Genomic DNA, 18,239 nt, shown 5'->3' on the forward strand with positions numbered 1-18,239 from the left:
CTTCTTTCGTGCGTGGTGGGTAGACGGTTGGCGGGGTCGGTCAGAACAGCAGGCTCATGGGCAGGATCAGCAGGATCGCCACCACCGAGGCTACGGACACTCCCACCGTGACCGATTTGAGTGCACCCCTCACACTCTGACCCAAAAGTGACTGCAGGAGCCAGAACGTGTTGCTGGTGACGTGAACCATGAAGAGCGATCCCGCGCCGGCAGCGAGTGCCAGCAGTACCGGATCAAGGCCAATGGCCGGAGCGATGGGTGCCAGCAGCCCTGCAGCCGTGATGGCGGACAATGTCACGGACCCGACGGCGATGTGCAGCACTGCTGCGATGGCCCAGACCACCAGCAGCGGAGCCACCGTGCTGGCGGAGAAGAATCCGCCCAGAATGTCACCCAAGCCAGCTGCCGCAACTGTCGCGGCGAGCGAGCCGCCGACGCCGGTGAGGATGAGGATCTGACCGCTTTCCTTGAAGCCAACAGCGATGGCCTCCTCAACCTTCTTCTGACCGATGGCAGCACGGGTCACCAAGCAGGTCCCGATGAGACCGATAAGGAGGGCGATCACTGGCTCGCCGAGGAGCTGCAGCCAAGGCATTGAGATCTCAAGGATTTCAAGGATTGCCCCGGCGCCGATGAGGAGCAGGGACGTCAGCAACGGTGCGAAGAGCAGGATCAGTGGGGCTTCTTTGCGTTCGCGTTCGACGACGGCGACGCTTCCGCCGGCGGGTTGGGCGCTGGATGCAGCCGTGCCACGCTCACTGTTTGCCGTGGGCGGGACAGTTGCTGCGCCACCGTCTGTGGGTTCCTCGCCTTCGCTGTCTTCCTCGGCAACGAACGTGTGGTCCTCGTCCTTTGCCTCGTTCCAGAATCCGCGGCGGAACAGGAAGGTCATGATGGCAATCGAGATGATGATCGTGGGGATCACAAGGAGCAAACCGAAGAGGAGCATTTTGCCAAGCGGGACGTTCAGCAAGCCGGCCAAGGCTAGTGAGGCGACGCCGGGAACGGTGAACACGATGCCGCACTCCAGCGCGATGGCCATGGCGGTAGCCATTCGGGCCGTGCCGAGCTTACCGATTTTCGGGGCCAACTTGCGGGCAAGTGGTGCTGAGATGACCAGCAAGACGTCCAGGAAGATCGACTGCAGGACCGTTCCGATGGCCAAGCCCATGGTGTAGGGGAGTCGCTTGGGCCCGAAGGTCTTGAGAAGGTGCTCCACGAGGCGCCGGATCGCGCCGCTCTGGTTGAGGATGGAGCCCATCAGGACGCCGAAGGCGATGAGCAGGCCGACGTCCACCATGATCTCGCCGAAGCCGCCGGTGATGGTTTTGACGGTTTTCTCGACGCCGAGGCCCACCGCCAGACCGAGATAAACGGAAGCGAGGATCAGGGAAATCACCGGGTTGACCCGGAAGCGGACGATCAACAGGACAGCCGCTAGAACTGCGACAGCTGTGTTGATCAGAACAGCAATGTCTGACATGGGAATCCGATCGTTGGGCCTTCCGCACTGAAGGCTGGAATCTGATGCGCACCGTGAGGCGGGCCACATCACTAATCCCATATTATGAGTTTGAACTCATATTGCAAGCTTATTCCGAAACTAAGTGGATTCTTTGTGCGGTTGCGCTGCGCTGGGAAGGGGCTGACGTCTGAAACCAACCTGCGGCCTTAGCATGGTCCACAGGTACACCGACCGGGGGAGTGTGTGATGGGACCGTTGGAATCGATCCAAGCCAGCACGAAGCAGGGCGAAACAGTGGTTACTGGTTCAGGTTCACGTCCTCCACGAAAACGATCCTCACGGCTGCGGAAGCTGGACCTGGCGATCCTGCTGGTGCTGGTAGTCCTCCTGGCGCTTTCCGCTACGCCGTGGCCTTCCGCGATGTTGATTCGAAGCGTCTTTGAACGCGGGGCACAGGCGACCATCGACGAGATGACGCCGTACGTTCCGGACACGCCGTTGCAAACGGAGATGGGTGTCGCCTACAAGCCCGGTTCAACTTTCGATGTCTTTAGTCCTGCAGGGACTGCCGCGCCGCTACCCACTGTGGTGTGGATTCACGGGGGCGCCTGGATTTCCGGGGCCCAACGCGACGTGAATCCGTATCTTCAGATACTCGCGGCTGAGGGCTACACCACTATTGGCATGAGTTATCCGATCGCTCCTGAGGCCACTTATCCCACGGCGGTGCGGGACATCAACGACGCACTTGCCTACATCAAAGCCAACGCCACTGAGTTGAACGTGGACACCAGCCGCATCGTCTTGGCCGGGGACTCTGCCGGCGCGCAGCTCGCGAGCCAGATGACCACACTCACCGTGAACCCTGAGTATGCGAATCTGATGGGAATCCAGCCCGCCCTTCAGAAGTCGGATCTCGCGGCCACCATCCTTCACTGCGGTGTCTACGACCTCCGCGCCATGGCGGACCTCAGCGGAATCGTAGCCTGGGGTTTCAAGACGTCACTCTGGGCCTATACGGGCACCAAGGACTGGTCCGCTACCTACGCCGGTGCCACCATGTCCACCATTGACTTCGTGACCGAGGACTTCCCGCCAACGTTCATCAGCGGTGGTAATGGTGACGGCCTCACGTGGTTGCAATCCGTGCCCTACAGCAACCGCTTGAAGGATGCCGGGGTTCCCGTTACCGAGCTCTTCTGGCCTGCCACCCATGAGCCTGAGTTGCCGCACGAGTACCAGTTCCACCTGAACTTTGACGAGGCCCGCGAGGCGCGGGACAGGACGTTCGATTTCCTGTCCACGCACGCTCTACGGCAGTAGTCAGGGGCCGCCAAGCAGGGTGATTCAAAGTATCTCCACGATGGAACTATTCTGGACTTAGGACTCCCACCCCTGAGGCGCTTCCCGCGCCGCGCAGGCCAGCCCTCTTCTGGGCATCCGCAGTGTGTGCCGCAGCAACGCTCCTGATTCCCTCGTGGATGCCGGATTCCTTGTTGTCATCCTGAAGACTCCGCTGAACCTCAGCCTGCTGGACGGACGTCAGGCTCTCGGCGTCATCACCGAGCACCCCGGCGTCACTAATTGGGCTGTGGGAGGTCACTCGCTGGGCGGAGTCAGCGCGAGCACCTTCGCGTTGGACCACTCGGCCGTGAGCGGCTTGCTCCTCTATGGCTCCTATCCCTTGGAGTCCCGCAGCCGGGTGACGGCGAAGCGACGGTGGACCGCGAGGTGGCGAAAGAGCAGATTTCTGCCGCCACGGTGGCGTTCTTGAGACAGCTCGGGACTCCCTGACTGCCCCCGGGAATACTTCGGAGCATGCCCCTGTTCATAGATTTAGATGCAAATGCATGTAAGCTGGATGAACGAGCAACAGGAGAATGCCATGGAAACCCGCCGCATCACCGTCCTTTCCGCCGGACTCGGCGTACCGTCGTCGAGCCGCTTGCTGGCCGACCAGCTGGCTGCCTCGGCCGAGCGGCAGCTGCGCGCGGCAGGGTACCAAGCGACGATCGACATCGTCGAACTGCGGGACCTCGCCGTGGACATCGCCAATAACTTCGTCACGGGCTATGCCGCACCGCGCCTCGCGGACGTGATTGCCGGCGTCGAGAATTCCGACGCCATCATCGCCGTCAGTCCCGTCTTCAGCGCCTCCTACAGCGGACTGTTCAAGTCATTTATCGATGTCCTGGACCCGAAGTCGCTGGAGGGCAAAGCCGTTCTGCTGGGTGCCACAGGCGGAACTGACCGCCATCAGATGGTCCTCGACTACGCCTTGCGTCCCCTGTTCAGCTACCTGCGCACCAGGATCGCGGCTACCGGCGTCTTTGCAGGGCCCCAAGACTGGGGAAACACCGACGACGGCGGGTCGCCCCTCTCGGCGCGCGTGGACCGGGCCGCGGGTGAACTCGTGCAGCTGCTCAGCGGCCCCCAGCCGCACCGCAAGAATGACGCACTTGAGTCGCTGCCGTTCGAGCAGTTGCTCGCCGGGATCTCAGCAGGCAGGTAGGGGGCGTGCGGGGGAGTGGTGGAAGAATGCGCCTTGCCACTCTTGGGTCACTTGTGCTTGGCGATTCGGCGTCACCGACCACGGAGGATAAACGCGGAACCCGCGCTTCCCGCCGCTGCCATTAACGGAACAAATTCCATGAGTGACCAAGGCGGACCGGGGAAAGAGGAAATGACCGGAGTTCTCCGATTCCCGGACTGAGACCACCAGAATGTCTGTGTCGTGCGCGGAAGGGCCGTCCGCCGGGAAAGGTTCCGTTCCTCCGGCCGCTGCGCGACGCCACACCGCAACGAACAAGCCCACCTTGGTGGGGGTGACCTTTCCAACCCGGAAGCGGATCAGCCCTGGGCCGCTGGTGGCGGTTGCGGCTCCGTATTCAGCGTTGTCTGCCTCGGGAGATGGCGGGGAACACTCCCTCCCAAGCATTTGTACAAGCCGCTGCGCTTCGACGACGTCCGGATGCATCATCCGTTCAGTATGCATGCGGGGCTTCCCACCTCCTGAATCCCGGACCTTGGACAGGCCGAACTTATTGCCCGGTCCGATCGTTGGGGCAAACATGAAGTGTCCTGTGGATTCCATTGACCTGGTGATGAGCGAACGAAGCGGCGTGGAGATCGACTACTGCCCGCAGTGCAGGGGTGTGTGGCTGGACCGTGGGGAGCTGGACAAGATCATTGATCGCGTCGCGGCTGAAACCATCCCCGCGCCTGCCCGGCCCGCCGCCGCGCCGTCACAGCCGCCCATCGCGCCGCCACCTATCTACAACCCCTTCGAGTCCCGGCCTCAGCAGCCGCGGTACGACGATAGGGACCGGCGCGACTATGACCGAAGGGACTACGATCGCCGCGACGGGGGCAATCGTGACCAGTACGGCCGCAAGCGCAAGAAGAAGGAAGGCTTCCTGGGGGATCTGTTCGACTTTTAGTTTCCGTGGACGGGCCGGAAGTGGTTTCCGCTACGGCGGGCAGGGAATGCGCTCAGGACGTTTCTTTCTCGAAGAACAGCGCCATAACGTCGGCAGGCCAGTCCGTCGCGCGTCTCGTTTCCTTGTCGACGTAGGCGACGGTCATGAGGCAGCGCGACACCGGATTTCCGCGGGCGTCGGTCATGGAGCACTCGATAAATGCACTGGAACCGCGGAACTCACGCACGAACGACGTGATGACAATCTCCTGATCGCCCCGGACAGGCTGCAGAAAATCGATCTCCATTCTCCGGACCCAGACCATGAATGGCAGCTTGCCCAGGGTCTCCAGATCCCAGCCAACATAGTCCCGTAGGCCCTCCATCCGGTGATCTGCGTAGTACGACGCGTAGACGCCCGTGTTCACGTGGTTATACGGATCGAGCTCTGAGAACTTGACCCGGTGTGTGCTCTTGTAAACAATCGGTGCCCCCGGCATTCAGCTCTCCCTCGACGGCTTCCTCTACGTCAGTCGTCCAAAAGTTCAATGAACTCGCGGGCCTGCTTAATGTTGATGTCTGAGTGGCGCGTCAGCGCAAGTGCCGCGCCCTCAACGTCACCGCTTTTTGCCAGCGTTCGGATACGTCCGTAGATCTCGTCGTTGAGCATGTTGCTGCTCACTTCGCGGGTGACGTCGCCTTTGCTGACGATTGCCCGGTACCTGTAGGGGAAACGTTCGGGTTCGTCGTCATCGTCGGCAAGCAAATCTTTGGCCGGAGCTTCCGGTGTGAATGGCTGCGGGTGCGCCGCCAGCGCGCCTACGGCGTTACGCGAAGCCCGCAGGCCCTCGCCGGTGGCCTGCAAGTAAAGCTTGATGGCCGCCATGCCCTGCCCCTGGGCAATGAGCGAGTAAAGCTGCCGGTGCTGTTCCTGGTTGAGCTTTGCCGCAGACTCCCTGGCCAGCTCCACCGGGTCCTTGGGGGCATTCGCTGCTGCGATGTCGGCTTTGCTTTCCGCCGAGCGCTTGGTGAACGAGCGAATAAGCAGGAGCACGCCCGCAATGACCGCAATGAGGATCAGGAGCGGGATGAGGATGGAGTCCATGGCGTTGTCAGAGCCGATCTACGTAGTTCTTGGCGGTAAGCAAATCTGAGTGGGTGGCCTGGCGCAGGACCTTAATGGCCTCGATCTTTTTCCCACTGCGAACCAGGTTCTGCAGCTCGAAGGCGAGTTGAGGGTTCAGTTGACCATTGGGAAGTATGGCGGGCTGGTGTCCCGTTTGGCCGGCAGCGTGAGACCGTGCCGCTTGTGCCTGGATGGCCGTCCTGGTGTTCTCCGCCTGTTCCCTATGGCTGGCCTCGTTCTGGCTCGGCTTGGTGGTGGCTTCGATCCGCGCGCGGAGAGCCAGCGCCTCCTGCACCTGGGAAGCTTGGTGCGCAGCGGAACGTGCCGCCAGCTCGCGCTGATACCTCTCAGCGTCCGAGACGCCTGTGTCGCGCGGTTTGAAGGCCGCCGTGAGCGCCCACAGCAAGCCCACTAAGACAAGGAGCGGAAGGACAATCGTCAGTACGTCACCAAAGTTCATCCCCATGATTAGAGCTTATGCCAGAAGTTGGTTATCCACAGCACATTCCACTTCCGGCATAGGCTTCTGAGAGGCCTGTGTCAAATTAAGGCGCTCCATGTAAGGTGCATCACATCTGCGGCATGTTTAACATGATTTCGCCCACTGGAATGACCCCATCAGCTGTGGCCTCTGTGGATTAATTCCCTCCAAAACTTTCTCCAGTCCACAGCGTGTGAAGAACGTTTGCGCAGGTCAGAGCCTATTTTCCTCGAAAAGAATTTCTCTATCCACAGGGTAACGCACAGTCTGTGCACAACGTGGGACTGGTATTCCACAGCTTTTCCACAGGGGGTGTCAGCCGCCTGCTGTAACGTGTCTGAAGTGTCCATTTTGGGCACGAATAGCCCGCGATGAGTTTCTTGGACTCCAAAAAAGTCAGTGCTTATAGCGGGTCCACGGATTCGACTGTGGATAACTTGTGGATACGGCTTATTCTGTCGGACCTGCCTGCCATCGTCAGATGCACCAGACGGACCCGTAGCCCACGCACTGCGCTTTACGGGCCGCCAGGGAACACATCTCTGCAGCGGTACACAAATGGAGGACGGCTTTGTCAGTTACGCACTTGGACTCAATCGAGGGCTCACGCGCTTCGGACTCGAGCCGGAAACCTCCCCAGGACATCCCTGCTGAACAGTCAGTACTCGGCGGCATGATGCTCTCCAAGGACGCGATCGCCGATGTGGTTGAGATCGTTCGCGGGCACGACTTCTACCGGCCCGCACACGAGACCATCTATGAGTCCATCATCGATCTCTACGGCCGTGGCGAACCCGCCGACGCCGTTACCGTTTCGGATGAACTGACCAAGCGTGGCGAGATCAACCGGATCGGAGGCCCTGCCTACCTCCACGAGCTCATCCAAACAGTCCCTACTGCTGCCAACGCCGGTTACTACGCCGAGATTGTTGCGGAACGCGCAGTGCTGCGCCGCCTTGTCAACGCCGGAACCAAAATTGTCCAGATGGGCTACGGCCAAGACGGCGAAGTGGAAGACCTCGTCAACCAGGCCCAGGCCGAGGTGTACGCGGTGGCTGAAAAGCGTACGGCGGAAGACTACGTGGCGTTGAAGGACGTCATGGAATCCACCGTGGATGAGATCGAGGCCTCCGGCCACCGCGGCGAGGGCATGACCGGCGTTCCCACCGGTTTCTACGAGCTGGACGAGCTGACGCACGGCCTGCACCCGGGCCAGATGATTGTCATCGCGGCACGCCCGGCCGTTGGTAAGTCCACCTTCGCATTGGACTTCGCGCGTTCGGCCGCCATCAAGAACAACCTGGCCACCGTCATGTTCTCTTTGGAAATGGGCCGGAACGAGATCGCCATGCGCCTTCTTTCCGCAGAAGCCACGATCGGTCTGCAGGACCTCCGTAAGGGCACCATCAAGGACGAGCAATGGTCCAAGATCGCCACCACCATGGGCCGCATGAACGACGCTCCGCTGTTCATCGATGACAGCCCCAACATGTCCCTCATGGAGATCCGGGCCAAGTGCCGCCGCCTGAAGCAGCAGCACGACCTCAAACTCGTCATCCTCGACTACCTCCAGCTCATGAGCTCCGGCAAAAAGGTGGAATCCCGCCAGCAGGAAGTCTCCGAGTTCTCGCGTGCCCTCAAGCTACTGGCCAAGGAGTTGCAGGTTCCCGTCATCGCCCTGTCACAGCTGAACCGTGGTTCCGAGCAGCGCCAGGACAAGCGCCCGATGGTTTCTGACCTCCGTGAATCCGGCTCCATCGAGCAGGACGCCGACATGGTGATCCTGTTGCACCGCGAAGACGTGTACGACAAAGAATCACCCCGCGCCGGCGAGGCCGACATCCTTATCGCCAAGCACCGTAACGGTCCAACCAAGGACATCGTTGTGGCGTTCCAGGGCCACTACTCGCGCTTTGCCAACATGGCGGGCGAAACGAGTGCTGGTGGCGGCGGCTTCTAGCAGGCTGCGTGGCCTGCCCTCATGGGAGGAGTCAGGCCAGTAGTGTTGTTTAGTCCGTGTCTGCGGGCGCATCAATGAAACTAATTTGGGGGAACACACATGAAGTATTCGCTGATCGGACTTGGGGCATCGACACTGATGGTCGTGGCGTTGACCGCATGTGGTGGGGGTACCGCGGCAGCACCAGCGTCGGCCCCGGCAAGCGAAACTGCCACAGCTACGCCCACGCCTGCTAAGCAGTACACCAATGAAGAGCTCGTGGCGTTGGTCAAGCAGATCAAGGCTTCCGACGGCAGCAGCCCTGCTGTCCTTTCCGGTGAGGAGCTTCTGGATCAGTTCGACCCGATCACGGACACCTTTGGCAAAGTGGCGGTCGAACCGGCCGGGTGCAAGGACCTCGGCAACCTAGGAGTGCCCCAGCCTGTAGCAGGATCGACCACTGTCGGCACGGCACGGACCAAAACCAACGATTTCTTCAGCAACGTGTCGCTTACCTCAGGCGTGGACGTCGCGCTCCTGCAGGAGAACGTGGACACACGCAAATCTCAGGCAGAGGCATGCAAGAAAGTGACATTCACCGCGGAAGGTCAGTCAGTCACCACTTCCACCGAGAAGGTAGATGGCGTGGGAAGCGTGCCAGGCACGGCTGCTTTCAAGACCCTCATGGTCACTCCTGATGGAAAAACAGGAGCAATCTACACCGCGCACGTGATCAAAGACGGTGTCCTGATCTCTGCAACCTCATCCGGTACAGAAGGTGCAGTCGGTGGGCCGGAAGCAGCCGGCGCACTCCTGGACCAGGCAGCCGCGCTCATCAAGTAGTACACCCAAGACGGCTCTACCGGCGTAAATTCATCCGCCGGTAGAGCCCTTTTTGGTGCCCGACGAAGTGGCTAAAGCCGGCGCCTGCCTCTGTAGCAGCACGCCGAAACAACAAGGCTTCGTCCTCGGCGTCGAGAAACTGCGGCATGATCACAGAATCTCCGGCCGCCAGATGCGTGGCAGCCATGCCGAGCGCAATCGGGCGAACCAAGTTTCCTGTGGCCTGGAAATCTTCCTCCCAACCGAGGCTAGGGGTTCGGTTAGCCGAACAACATATAGAAGATCACTGCCAGGCCTGGAAAGAGCGCCTGTCCAACGGCGCTGATGAGCAGGCGTTTCTCCGTGACCCACAGCCAGAAACCTAGAAAGATATGGCTGGCGCAGCAGAAGATCACAATCGCCGAGCCGCCGGCCGTTTGCCCACCGACGTTCACCATCCACAGTCCGGTGGCGATCCCCAGTCCGAAGGCCATGTTGTAGGCGCCAACGTTCATTGCCCACATGCGTACGGCCAGAACATCATCAGGTTCGATCAGGAAAATCCGGTGGAGTCGCTGATCGCCGTGCCGGAATATCTCCAACAAGCCCACGCTGATCAGGGCCAGGGCAGTGCCCCCGGCGAAAATCTGGCTCAGTAGATTCATGAGCGCGCCCTCCAGATCGGAGCCAGTAAACCCCAATGCCTGTTTGTGGAGAATACGCCGACGAGGCAGCGCCGTTCAAGAGGCTCTAGCAGCCCTCGAAGTCGCTGAGCACCTTCACCTTGGCGGCCGACCCCGAGGAGGGATCGAAGGCGTAGCCGATCCACTCCTTGGCCAAGCGACGGGCCAGTTCCACGCCCACAACGCGTTGGCCCATGGTGAGGACCTGGCAGTCGTTGGACCGGATGGACCTCTCCACGGAGAACGAATCATGGGCTGCCGTGGCCCTGATGCCCGGAACCTTGTTGGCCGCGATTGCCACGCCGATTCCCGTGCCGCAGAAAAGGATGGCCCGGTCAGCCTTGCCGTCCCGGATCATTTCACCGGCGGCGATGCCCACATAGGGGTAGGGCCTGGTGAAGTCCTCATCCGCGCGGTTCACTCCGATGTCGATCACTTCGGTGATCCTGGAGTCGGCCTCAAGATCGGCCATGATCCGGTCTTTGTAATCAACGCCGGCTTCGTCGGCGCCCACAATGATGCGCATGAAAATTCTCCTAGTTGGTAGCGGGGACAGGAACGGCTGTGAAATGGGGCCCGACGGCGGCGAACACCATGGCGAGCGACGTCGCCCCGGGATCCGGCGTGCCGATGCTCTTTTCGGCCAGCGGCCGGGCACGGCCCTTGAGCGGGCGAAGTTCCGCGGTGGACGCAGCAGCCGTTGTGGCTTCGGCTGCGGCAGCTGCCCAAGCGTCCTCCGCAACAGTGCCGGAGGAGATGCGGTCCTCCAGTGAGGACGCGAAGGGAAGCAGTGCATCCATCATGGTCTTGTCGCCGATTTCGGCTTTCCCGAGGCTCGCGATGCGGTCCGCGAAGGCTCGAACAGCCTGGGCGAGGACGTCCGGCGTCGGGGTTTCTGCGTCTCCCAACCGTTCGCCAAAGGCGCGCAGTCCGGCACCCCAAAGGACGCCCGACGTGCCGCCGGCCTTATCTGCCCACGCATCGCCGGCAGCGGCCAGTAGCGAACCAGCGCCGGCGCCGCGTTCAAAAGCAACAGCCGCGGCCTCGAGTGCTGCCGCGGATCCGCGGACCATGCCTCGGCCGTGGTCGCCGTCTCCGGCGATCGCATCCATGTCGCCCAGCAGCGATTCGGAGTCACGCAACAAGGCCGTCGTGGTGTCCACGGCTCGCAGGCACTGTGCGGCGTAGGCACGCGAGGCCTCTGTTGAGGAGTAGTCGGCAGCGGTGAGGGCGTCCACGTCAGCTTCATCCGCGTCAGCGGATGCAACGTCAAAACCAACCGCACCCCTGCGGTATGCCGGTGTCAGGGCGGGAGCGGTCCAGTACTGCTCCAGTTCCTCGTCCAACCACGTCAGCGTCAGCGAGGCCCCGGCCATGTCCAGGCTGGTCACCAGCTCTCCCACTTCCGGCATCACTAGCGTGTAGCCGGCCTCGCGAAGCAGCGGGGCCACGGTACGCCAGAGGACAAACAGTTCCTCGTGCTTGGTGGAACCCAACCCGTTGAGGATCACGGCCAGCCGCGTTGAATCGCTCGCAGGAGGTTCCGCCAGCACCCGTCGGACCAGTTCCTGGCCGAGCTCGACGGCGGACGGCAGCTCGGTATCGAACAGTCCAGGCTCGCCGTGGATACCCAGGCCCAGGCCCATCTGTCCTTCGGGAAGGCGGAACAAGGGCTGCTCGGCGCCGGGGAAGGTGCAGCCGCTGAATGCCGTGCCGATGGTTCGCGTGAACTCATTCGCCTTGCGCCCCAAACGAACCACGGAGTGGAGGTCCAGCCCGGCTTCGGCAGCAGCACCCATGACTTTGAAAACCACGAAGTCCCCGGCAATGCCGCGGGCGCTTCTCGATCTCCTCGGGGGAGGCGCTGGCGATGTCGTCTGTGACCAGCACGTTCTCCGTCGGGATGCCCTCAGCATTCAGGCGTTCGCTGGCCATGCCGAAGTTCATGACATCCCCGGCGTAGTTGCCGTAGCTGAACACGACGCCGGCTCCGGAGTTGGCGGCCTTGGCCACAGAGTAGGCCTGCTGGGCCGAGGGTGAGGTGAAGATGTTGCCCACCACGGCACCGTCGGCGAAGCCCGGTCCGATGATGCCGGCAAATGCCGGGTAGTGTCCCGAGCCGCCGCCGGTGATGACGGCGACCTTCGGAGTCGCTGTGCGGCCGCGGCGGACTGCACCGCCTTCCACGTGGCGGACGAGGTCCGAGTGGGCGTCACAGAAACCGGCGAGGGCTTCGTCAGCGAAGTCGGCGGGATCGTTGAAGATTCTGGTCATGGTGGGTCCTGGTTTTTCCTTCGAGCAGCTCGAATTAGTGGATGTGGCTGCCGCCGTTGATGTCGATGGTGGTGCCGGTGAGGTAAGCGGAGTCCTCGGAGGAGAGGAATGTGATGACGGCGGCTACTTCCTCCGTGGTGGCGTTGCGACCCAGCGGGATGCCGGCGTTGATGGCGGCTTCCTGCTCGTCGGTGCTGCCGACGCGGATGTTGGTGTCCACGGCGCCGGGAGTGATGGCGTTGACGGTCACGCCGGTCTCGCCGATTTCCCGGGCGAGTGCCTTGGTGAAGCCGAGGATGGCGGCCTTGGCTGCGGAGTAGGGAACTTTGCCGAACACGCCGCCGCCTCGCTGGGCGGAGACTGAGGACATGTTCACGATCCGGCCCCAGCCGTTAGCGATCATGTCCGGCAGGAAGGCCTTGGTAACCAGGTAGGTGCCCGTGGCGTTGACATCCATGACCTTGTGCCAGAGCTCGAGCGTGGTCTCCAGGAACGGAACGGGAGAGGTGATGCCGGCGATGTTTGCCAGGGCCCCAACGGGCGGGAGGTTTCCGGCGGCAACTTCTGCTGCGACCGCGGCCTGGGCTGTGGTGACGGACGCTTCGCTGGCAACATCGATCTCGTAGCCGAAGGCCGGAACGTTGAATTCGTTGGCGATCTCGGCGGCAACCTTGGCGGACTTCTCGCCGTCGAGGTCCAGGATCACGATGCCCCAGCCCTGGTTGGCGTAGCGGCGGGCGGTGGTCAGGCCAATGCCGCGATCGGAGGTAGCTCCGGTGAGGACGGCGGTGCGCTGGATGGTAGTCATGGTGCTCCTTGAATTTGAGATGACGCGGTTTAGATGAGGTCTGTGATGAAGCTGGCGGCTTTTGCCGCGGCCGCGGGGCGCTCTTCGTGGGTGACGTCCCGGGTTTCGAGTTCCAGGGAGAAGTGGCCGGTGTAGCCCATGTCCCTCAGCGCTGCGAGTCCGGCAGTGAAATCGGCCTTGCCGTTGCCGATGCTGAGGTTGATGTTTCCCGGCTCGTTGTCAGTGGCTGGCACGGCGTCCCGCAGGTGGACGTGCTTTACGCGCGCGGCGAAGCGGTCCACGAAGTCCACGGGGTCGCCGCCGGAGGCGACGATGTGGCTGAAGTCCATGACGATTCCCACGTCGGAGCCGGCAAGCCGGTCGGCGAGCAGCTGCGCGCGTTCGGTGTTCCAGCACAGCCGGTAGTAGTGCAGGGATTCGGTCCACAGCTCGACGCCGAACTCTTTGGCGCGAACAGAGGCATGAATCAGTTGGGCTGCTACAACGTCGATGTCTTCTTCCAGGCTCTGCAAGGGATCGTGGTCGATAGCGCCGCACGGGAGTACCAGCGCGTCAGCGCCAGTCTTGGCCGCCAAGGTGAGCAGCATCTCTAGGTGCCGTTCGCGCGCTTCCTGCGCACCGGCGTCGAGCGTTGCGTTCAGGTTCCCGATGTCGCCGTTGACCGAACGAACGCGCAGTCCTGAGTTATTGACGACGGCGGCGACCGCCTTCACTGCCTCGGCGTCCAGTACGTACGGCACATGGTCGCAGACGCCCGGGAGCGCGCCGAGATCGATTTCCTCGAAGCCGAGGCCGCGCATGGTGTGCAGGGCGGTGGGTAGATCCTGGTGGCGGAAGCTGATGGACGAGCAGCCCAGTCGTTGATGAAACATCGTCGTTGATCCTCAAGTTGGGGCCCTCGCCAGAGAGGGACCTTAGTGATGGACACCACGTTATCGGGGTTGACTGTCAACAGTCAACCTTCGAAGTTGACTGTTGACATTGCTGGTGTCCTCGGTCACAGTTGACGTATTATGTTGACTGTCGACAGTGGGGTGGCCGAAGATGCGCCGCACTTTTGAAAGGGAAAGACACTATGAGCAATGAAGCTCTGACCATGCGTGGTCCGGTTCATGGAACCAAGGAAGCAAAGCGCGTCGCCGTCGGTTCCGGCGTTGGCGCAGTCATTGAAACCTACGACTTCATCGGTTTCGGCACCGCCGCCGCTCTGTACTTCGGTACAGCGTTCTTCCCGGGTGCTGACCCGGTGACTGGCACCCTGGCCTCCTTCGCGACCCTCGGCGTCGGCTTCGCTGCCCGTCCACTGGGTGGCATCATCGGTGGCCACCTCGGCGACAAGCTCGGCCGCAAACCCGTCCTCGTGGCATCGCTCATCCTCATGGGGCTGGCAACCTTCGCCATCGGCCTCCTCCCCACCTACTCCCAAGTGGGGCTGCTCGCTCCAGCACTCCTAGTCCTGGTCCGCATCATCCAAGGCCTGGCCTTCGGTGCTGAATGGGGCGGTGCCATCCTGATGAGCTACGAGCACGCACCATGGCGGAAGAAGGGGCAGTTCACGGGCATCGTGCAGGCCGGCTTCCCCGTTGGCCTCCTGCTCGCCAACCTCGTCTTCCTCAGCAGCGTGGGGCTCGGCAGCGAATGGGCCTGGCGTGTACCGTTCCTCGCCAGCATCGTGTTGGTGGCAGTCGGCCTCATCATCCGTTCCAAGGTTCCCGAGTCCCCTGTGTTTGAGGACGTCAAGGCCAAGGGCGACATCGTGAAGTCCCCCATCGTTGAGGTCATCAAGACTGACTGGCGCAACATCGTCCGGGGCATCGGCCTCCGCATCGCTGAAACTGCCGGCTACGCCGTGTCCGTGACCTACATGATCTCTTACCTGCACACCAACAATTTGGCCGACAAGACCGAAACACTGGTGGCACTCTGCATCGCCGCGGGCATCGGAATCTTCGCCACCTACTACTGGGGCAAACTGACGGACCGCGTGGGTCGCCGCCCTGTTTACATCTGGTCCACGGCCTTCGCGGTGGTGTTCGGCATCCCAATGTTCATGCTGGTCAACACCGGAATGTTCCTCCTGATCATCGCCACCATCGTCATCGCCTACGCTGTCTGCCAGAATTCCCTGGCCGGCGCCCAAGGGGCATGGTTCCCTGAGCTCTTCCAAGCTAAGACCCGCTCCTCCGGCGCCTCGCTGTCCTACCAGATCTCCGCCATGGTCTCCGGCTTCACCCCCTTCATCACCACCCTGCTGTTCGTCAGCATGGGTTGGATGGGACCGGCCCTGCTGTTCAGCATCTACGCAGCCATCGGCCTGTGGGCAGCACTCATCACCCGGGAAACCTGGGGCAAGCGTGAGCGTGAGCTTGCCGAAGAGGCCGCCAGCAAAACTCCCCAGACCATAAACGCCTAAAGCACCCCTCGACGTCGGCGCGTTCTCCCCATCGGTACGCGCCGGACTCCGGAAGGAAACCAGTGACTCTCTCATCAGTTGAAGCGGCACCCGTGGCCGCTCCCACGCCCGAGCGCGTCGACCGCATCCGCGCCGCCGCTTACCGAATCCGCCACTACGCCCTGACCATGGGCGAGGTCCAAGGCCAGGGTTACGTTGGCCAGGCGCTCGGCGCCGCAGACATGCTGGCCGCCGTCTACGCCGACCAGCTCACATATCGTGCCGAAGACCCGCACTGGGAGGGCCGCGACCGCTTCTTGCTCTCCACCGGGCACTACGCAATCGGGCACTACGCGGCACTGGCCGAAGCCGGAATCGTTCCGGTAGCCGAGCTGGAAACCTACGGTTCCGACGATTCCCGCCTGCCGATGTCAGGCATGTCCACGTACACCCCCGGAATGGAAATCTCCGGCGGCTCGCTGGGCCACGGCCTGACCATCGCCGTCGGCATGGCTCTTGGCCTGCGTCTTCAGGGCTCTGCGTCCCGCGTGATCAACTTCCTTTCCGACGGCGAACTCGACGAGGGTTCAACATGGGAGGCCGCAATGGGTGCGCACCACCACCAGCTCGGCAACCTGACGGCCATGGTGGACATCAATGCCCTCCAGGCCGACGGCGCCACGGACACCGTGCTCCGTACCGAACCGGTCACCGAGAAGTGGGAATCGTTCGGCTGGTACACCCAGCGCGTGGACGGGAACGACGTCGGTGCGTTGCTGGCAGCATTCGACAACATCGCGGCGCGCTCGGCTGCTTCCGGACAGCCGTCCGTGATCCTCTGCGACACCAAGGTTGGGCGCGGCGTGCCGTTGCTGGAAACCCGTGAAAAGGCGCACTTCATGCGCATCGAAGAACACGAGTGGCAGATTTGCCGCGAACAGCTGACCGCAGGATACGAAGGGACGGCTTCAGCATGAGCACAGTTACCACCAAAGCAAAGCTCAAGACCTCTGCCATGATCGCGTCCTTCGCTGATCCTGGCCAAAAAACCACCTCCGCTCCCTTTGGGCATGCGCTGGTCAAAGCCGCCGAGGCTGATTCCCGGATCGTGGGCCTGACCGCGGACCTCGGCAAGTACACGGACATGCACATCTTCGCCAAGGCCTTCCCGGAACGGTTCTTCCAGATGGGAATGGCCGAGCAGCTCCTGTTCGGTGCGGCCGCAGGCATGGCCGAGACCGGGCTGATCCCGTTCGCTTCCACGTACTCGGTGTTCGCGGCCCGGCGTGCGTATGACTTCCTGTGCCTCGACATCGCCGAGCCCAATCTGAACGTCAATATCATCGGCGGGCTCCCAGGCCTGACCACCGGCTACGGACCCAGCCACCAGGCCACCGAGGACATGGCGATCTTCCGCGGCATGCCTAACCTCACCATCGTGGACCCCTGTGACTCCGTGGACATCGAGCAGGCTGTTCCCCAGCTTGCGGCCTCCGATGGGCCCACGTACCTGCGCTTGCTGCGCGGCAACGTGCCCACGGTCCTGGATGAGTACGACTACACATTCGAGCTCGGCAAAGCCAAAGTCCTCCGTGGCGGCAACGATGTGGTGTTCGTTTCCTCCGGCCTGATGACCATGCGTGCGCTGCAGGCCGCGGATGCGTTGGCTGCCCATAACGTGGATGTGGCCGTGGTGCACACGCCCACCATCAAACCCTTCGACTCGGCCACCGTACTCGCGGAGCTGAACACCGACCGGCTTGCTGTCACGCTGGAGAACCACACCGTTGTCGGCGGTCTGTTCGAAACTGTTGCGTCCGCCGTCGTCACCGCCGGTCTCGGCAAGCGCGTGGTTCCCATCGCGCTTCCGGACCAATTCCTCGACGCCGGTGCGCTGCCGACGCTGCACGAGCGCTACGGACTGTCCGTGGACCGGATAGTGGCCAAGGTGCTGGCGGAACTCGGCTGAGCTTCATATTTTCCGGCCGGAGTGCGGAAGGGGATGTAATGCTCCTCCCGCACTCCTGCCCGTAGTATCAACTGTTAACACCGGACTGTCAGCAGTTGCCCATAGAACCGAGGACACATCATGGCCACCGCATCCCTGCTGGGACTTGAGAAGAAGAGCCTGCGTGAACAAGCACTCGCAGCGCTGCGGACCGCGATCACCAGCGGTGAACTCGAACCCGGGCGGCACCTCGTGGAAACCGAGCTCTCGGACATGCTGCAAATCAGCCGCGGCACCCTCCGTGAAGCCCTGCGCCAGCTGGAACAAGAAGGTCTGATCTCCGCGGGAGCACGGGGCCGTATGTCCGTCCGGCATCTGGACGTCAAGGAAATCCGGGACATCTTCGCAGTCCGCGGGGTTCTGGAATCGTTGGCCGCCAGGACCCTCAGTGACATGCCGGACAAGGACGCCGCGCTCGCAGAGTTGCGTGCCGCCGTCGACACTATGGAAAAGGCTGCCAAGTCCTCGCTGGAGGAGCGGATCGAATCCGACCTGGAGTTCCACCGCACGCTCTGCCGCCTGTCCGGAAACGAAACCCTCCTGCACTCGTGGGAATCACTGGAGGGCTCCATCCGGATGTCCATCATGTTCGCAGGGTTGGAACGCGCCACCCGGAACATGAGCGTCGGGCGGCATCACGACATTGTGGCCGCCATTGAGACCGGGAACGCTGCGAAAGCGCGGGAGACGATCATCGCCCACATGGACGTCGCGGCCGAAAACCTGGTCGGCTAGATTTACCCTGGTTCGCTGAAAGACATGCTTGTCTTGATTTGATCTATGTGGACTAAAAGCTGCACTGGAAAAATGTGTGCCCTTTTGG

Annotated in this window: 20 protein-coding genes and 1 pseudogene; 10 read left to right on the forward strand and 11 right to left on the reverse strand. The window is 62.1% G+C overall.

What is annotated here, in order from left to right:
* Positions 1-40: 40 nt before the first annotated feature.
* The gene (locus AC1RJY_RS12090) at positions 41-1,483 is read right to left on the reverse strand and encodes a GntP family permease (protein WP_043470899.1); all 1,443 of its coding nucleotides are present in this window, start codon (positions 1,481-1,483) and stop codon (positions 41-43) included.
* Positions 1,484-1,711: 228 nt separating this feature from the next.
* Here AC1RJY_RS12090 and AC1RJY_RS12095 point away from each other — a divergent pair, with 228 nt between their 5' ends.
* From AC1RJY_RS12095 to AC1RJY_RS12105, 3 genes are all read left to right on the forward strand, one after another.
* Positions 1,712-2,788 carry an alpha/beta hydrolase gene (locus AC1RJY_RS12095; RefSeq protein ID WP_498602372.1) on the forward strand — a complete coding sequence of 359 codons (1,077 nt, stop codon included), beginning with the start codon at positions 1,712-1,714 and terminating at the stop codon, positions 2,786-2,788.
* Between the two features lie 124 nt (positions 2,789-2,912).
* Positions 2,913-3,239 carry an alpha/beta hydrolase gene (locus AC1RJY_RS12100; protein WP_498602373.1) on the forward strand — a complete coding sequence of 109 codons (327 nt, stop codon included), beginning with the start codon at positions 2,913-2,915 and terminating at the stop codon, positions 3,237-3,239.
* A 111-nt stretch (positions 3,240-3,350) separates the two neighbouring features.
* Entirely contained in the window at positions 3,351-3,977 is a 627-nt protein-coding gene (locus AC1RJY_RS12105) for an FMN reductase (RefSeq protein WP_043470896.1), read from the forward strand.
* Here the strand turns inward: AC1RJY_RS12105 and AC1RJY_RS12110 are convergent.
* Positions 3,963-4,538, reverse strand: coding sequence for a MepB family protein (locus AC1RJY_RS12110; protein WP_210065285.1), 576 nt, complete (start codon positions 4,536-4,538; stop codon positions 3,963-3,965). The two genes, AC1RJY_RS12105 and AC1RJY_RS12110, sit on opposite strands and share 15 nt — an antisense overlap.
* Positions 4,539-4,548: 10 nt before the next feature.
* Here AC1RJY_RS12110 and AC1RJY_RS12115 point away from each other — a divergent pair, with 10 nt between their 5' ends.
* On the forward strand, positions 4,549-4,905 hold the full coding sequence (locus AC1RJY_RS12115) for a TFIIB-type zinc ribbon-containing protein (protein WP_286139956.1): 357 nt from the start codon (positions 4,549-4,551) through the stop codon (positions 4,903-4,905).
* Positions 4,906-4,957: 52 nt separating this feature from the next.
* Here the strand turns inward: AC1RJY_RS12115 and AC1RJY_RS12120 are convergent, their stop codons facing one another.
* Genes AC1RJY_RS12120 through AC1RJY_RS12130 form a run of 3 tightly spaced genes read right to left on the reverse strand, consistent with a single transcriptional unit; the run spans position 4,958 to position 6,469 of the window.
* Complete coding sequence (locus AC1RJY_RS12120) at positions 4,958-5,383, reverse strand: acyl-CoA thioesterase (protein ID WP_210065287.1); 426 nt, start codon at positions 5,381-5,383, stop codon at positions 4,958-4,960.
* Positions 5,384-5,412: 29 nt separating this feature from the next.
* Positions 5,413-5,988: a hypothetical protein gene (locus AC1RJY_RS12125; protein ID WP_014923298.1), complete on the reverse strand. Its 576-nt coding sequence runs from the start codon at positions 5,986-5,988 to the stop codon at positions 5,413-5,415.
* A gap of 7 nt (positions 5,989-5,995) precedes the next feature.
* A complete protein-coding gene (locus tag AC1RJY_RS12130; RefSeq protein ID WP_210066246.1) occupies positions 5,996-6,469 on the reverse strand; it encodes a hypothetical protein in 474 nt (157 codons plus the stop codon).
* Positions 6,470-7,061: 592 nt separating this feature from the next.
* Here AC1RJY_RS12130 and dnaB point away from each other — a divergent pair.
* Entirely contained in the window at positions 7,062-8,450 is a 1,389-nt protein-coding gene (gene dnaB / locus AC1RJY_RS12135) for a replicative DNA helicase (protein ID WP_011776730.1), read from the forward strand.
* Positions 8,451-8,549: 99 nt separating this feature from the next.
* Complete coding sequence (locus AC1RJY_RS12140; RefSeq protein WP_011776729.1) at positions 8,550-9,272, forward strand: hypothetical protein; 723 nt, start codon at positions 8,550-8,552, stop codon at positions 9,270-9,272.
* 16 nt (positions 9,273-9,288) lie between these two features.
* Here AC1RJY_RS12140 and AC1RJY_RS12145 read toward each other — a convergent pair whose 3' ends face one another.
* From AC1RJY_RS12145 to AC1RJY_RS12170, 6 genes and pseudogenes are all read right to left on the reverse strand, one after another.
* A complete protein-coding gene (locus tag AC1RJY_RS12145) occupies positions 9,289-9,459 on the reverse strand; it encodes a hypothetical protein (protein ID WP_014923294.1) in 171 nt (56 codons plus the stop codon).
* Positions 9,460-9,532: 73 nt separating this feature from the next.
* Positions 9,533-9,916 carry a DUF1304 family protein gene (locus AC1RJY_RS12150; RefSeq protein WP_011776728.1) on the reverse strand — a complete coding sequence of 128 codons (384 nt, stop codon included), beginning with the start codon at positions 9,914-9,916 and terminating at the stop codon, positions 9,533-9,535.
* Positions 9,917-10,001: 85 nt separating this feature from the next.
* The gene (locus AC1RJY_RS12155; RefSeq protein WP_011776727.1) at positions 10,002-10,460 is read right to left on the reverse strand and encodes a ribose-5-phosphate isomerase; all 459 of its coding nucleotides are present in this window, start codon (positions 10,458-10,460) and stop codon (positions 10,002-10,004) included.
* A 10-nt stretch (positions 10,461-10,470) separates the two neighbouring features.
* Positions 10,471-12,208 (reverse strand): annotated as a pseudogene (locus AC1RJY_RS12160) (dihydroxyacetone kinase family protein).
* A 34-nt stretch (positions 12,209-12,242) separates the two neighbouring features.
* Positions 12,243-13,016, reverse strand: coding sequence for an SDR family NAD(P)-dependent oxidoreductase (locus tag AC1RJY_RS12165; protein WP_011776725.1), 774 nt, complete (start codon positions 13,014-13,016; stop codon positions 12,243-12,245).
* Between the two features lie 29 nt (positions 13,017-13,045).
* A complete protein-coding gene (locus tag AC1RJY_RS12170) occupies positions 13,046-13,888 on the reverse strand; it encodes a sugar phosphate isomerase/epimerase family protein (RefSeq protein WP_210065293.1) in 843 nt (280 codons plus the stop codon).
* 203 nt (positions 13,889-14,091) lie between these two features.
* On the opposite strand from AC1RJY_RS12170, the gene AC1RJY_RS12175 reads away from it, so the two are divergent.
* The 4 genes from AC1RJY_RS12175 (at position 14,092) to AC1RJY_RS12190 (ending at position 18,151) form a co-directional block, all read left to right on the forward strand.
* The gene (locus tag AC1RJY_RS12175; protein WP_043806452.1) at positions 14,092-15,429 is read left to right on the forward strand and encodes an MFS transporter; all 1,338 of its coding nucleotides are present in this window, start codon (positions 14,092-14,094) and stop codon (positions 15,427-15,429) included.
* Positions 15,430-15,491: 62 nt separating this feature from the next.
* Positions 15,492-16,385, forward strand: coding sequence for a transketolase (locus AC1RJY_RS12180; protein WP_210065294.1), 894 nt, complete (start codon positions 15,492-15,494; stop codon positions 16,383-16,385).
* The gene (locus AC1RJY_RS12185) at positions 16,382-17,377 is read left to right on the forward strand and encodes a transketolase family protein (RefSeq protein WP_498602374.1); all 996 of its coding nucleotides are present in this window, start codon (positions 16,382-16,384) and stop codon (positions 17,375-17,377) included. The genes AC1RJY_RS12180 and AC1RJY_RS12185 overlap by 4 nt, the downstream gene beginning before the upstream one ends.
* Before the next feature lie 120 nt (positions 17,378-17,497).
* Complete coding sequence (locus AC1RJY_RS12190; protein ID WP_014923285.1) at positions 17,498-18,151, forward strand: GntR family transcriptional regulator; 654 nt, start codon at positions 17,498-17,500, stop codon at positions 18,149-18,151.
* Positions 18,152-18,239 lie beyond the last annotated feature (88 nt).

The sequence above is a fragment of the Arthrobacter sp. GW822-FHT05G07 genome, assembly GCF_058799755.1.

Bases quoted from the DNA above. Each gene is read 5' to 3' on its own strand.
- AC1RJY_RS12125 (WP_014923298.1), bottom strand. From the start codon at position 5,988: ATGGACTCCATCCTCATCCCGCTCCTGATCCTCATTGCGGTCATTGCG.
- AC1RJY_RS12140 (WP_011776729.1), top strand. From the start codon at position 8,550: ATGAAGTATTCGCTGATCGGACTTGGGGCATCGACACTGATGGTCGTG.
- AC1RJY_RS12095 (WP_498602372.1), top strand. From the start codon at position 1,712: ATGGGACCGTTGGAATCGATCCAAGCCAGCACGAAGCAGGGCGAAACA.
- AC1RJY_RS12175 (WP_043806452.1), top strand. From the start codon at position 14,092: ATGAGCAATGAAGCTCTGACCATGCGTGGTCCGGTTCATGGAACCAAG.
- AC1RJY_RS12110 (WP_210065285.1), bottom strand. From the start codon at position 4,538: ATGTTTGCCCCAACGATCGGACCGGGCAATAAGTTCGGCCTGTCCAAG.
- AC1RJY_RS12120 (WP_210065287.1), bottom strand. From the start codon at position 5,383: ATGCCGGGGGCACCGATTGTTTACAAGAGCACACACCGGGTCAAGTTC.
- AC1RJY_RS12185 (WP_498602374.1), top strand. From the start codon at position 16,382: ATGAGCACAGTTACCACCAAAGCAAAGCTCAAGACCTCTGCCATGATC.
- AC1RJY_RS12090 (WP_043470899.1), bottom strand. From the start codon at position 1,483: ATGTCAGACATTGCTGTTCTGATCAACACAGCTGTCGCAGTTCTAGCG.
- AC1RJY_RS12145 (WP_014923294.1), bottom strand. From the start codon at position 9,459: ATGGCTGCCACGCATCTGGCGGCCGGAGATTCTGTGATCATGCCGCAG.
- AC1RJY_RS12165 (WP_011776725.1), bottom strand. From the start codon at position 13,016: ATGACTACCATCCAGCGCACCGCCGTCCTCACCGGAGCTACCTCCGAT.
- AC1RJY_RS12130 (WP_210066246.1), bottom strand. From the start codon at position 6,469: ATGAACTTTGGTGACGTACTGACGATTGTCCTTCCGCTCCTTGTCTTA.
- AC1RJY_RS12155 (WP_011776727.1), bottom strand. From the start codon at position 10,460: ATGCGCATCATTGTGGGCGCCGACGAAGCCGGCGTTGATTACAAAGAC.
- AC1RJY_RS12105 (WP_043470896.1), top strand. From the start codon at position 3,351: ATGGAAACCCGCCGCATCACCGTCCTTTCCGCCGGACTCGGCGTACCG.
- AC1RJY_RS12190 (WP_014923285.1), top strand. From the start codon at position 17,498: ATGGCCACCGCATCCCTGCTGGGACTTGAGAAGAAGAGCCTGCGTGAA.
- AC1RJY_RS12150 (WP_011776728.1), bottom strand. From the start codon at position 9,916: ATGAATCTACTGAGCCAGATTTTCGCCGGGGGCACTGCCCTGGCCCTG.
- AC1RJY_RS12170 (WP_210065293.1), bottom strand. From the start codon at position 13,888: ATGTTTCATCAACGACTGGGCTGCTCGTCCATCAGCTTCCGCCACCAG.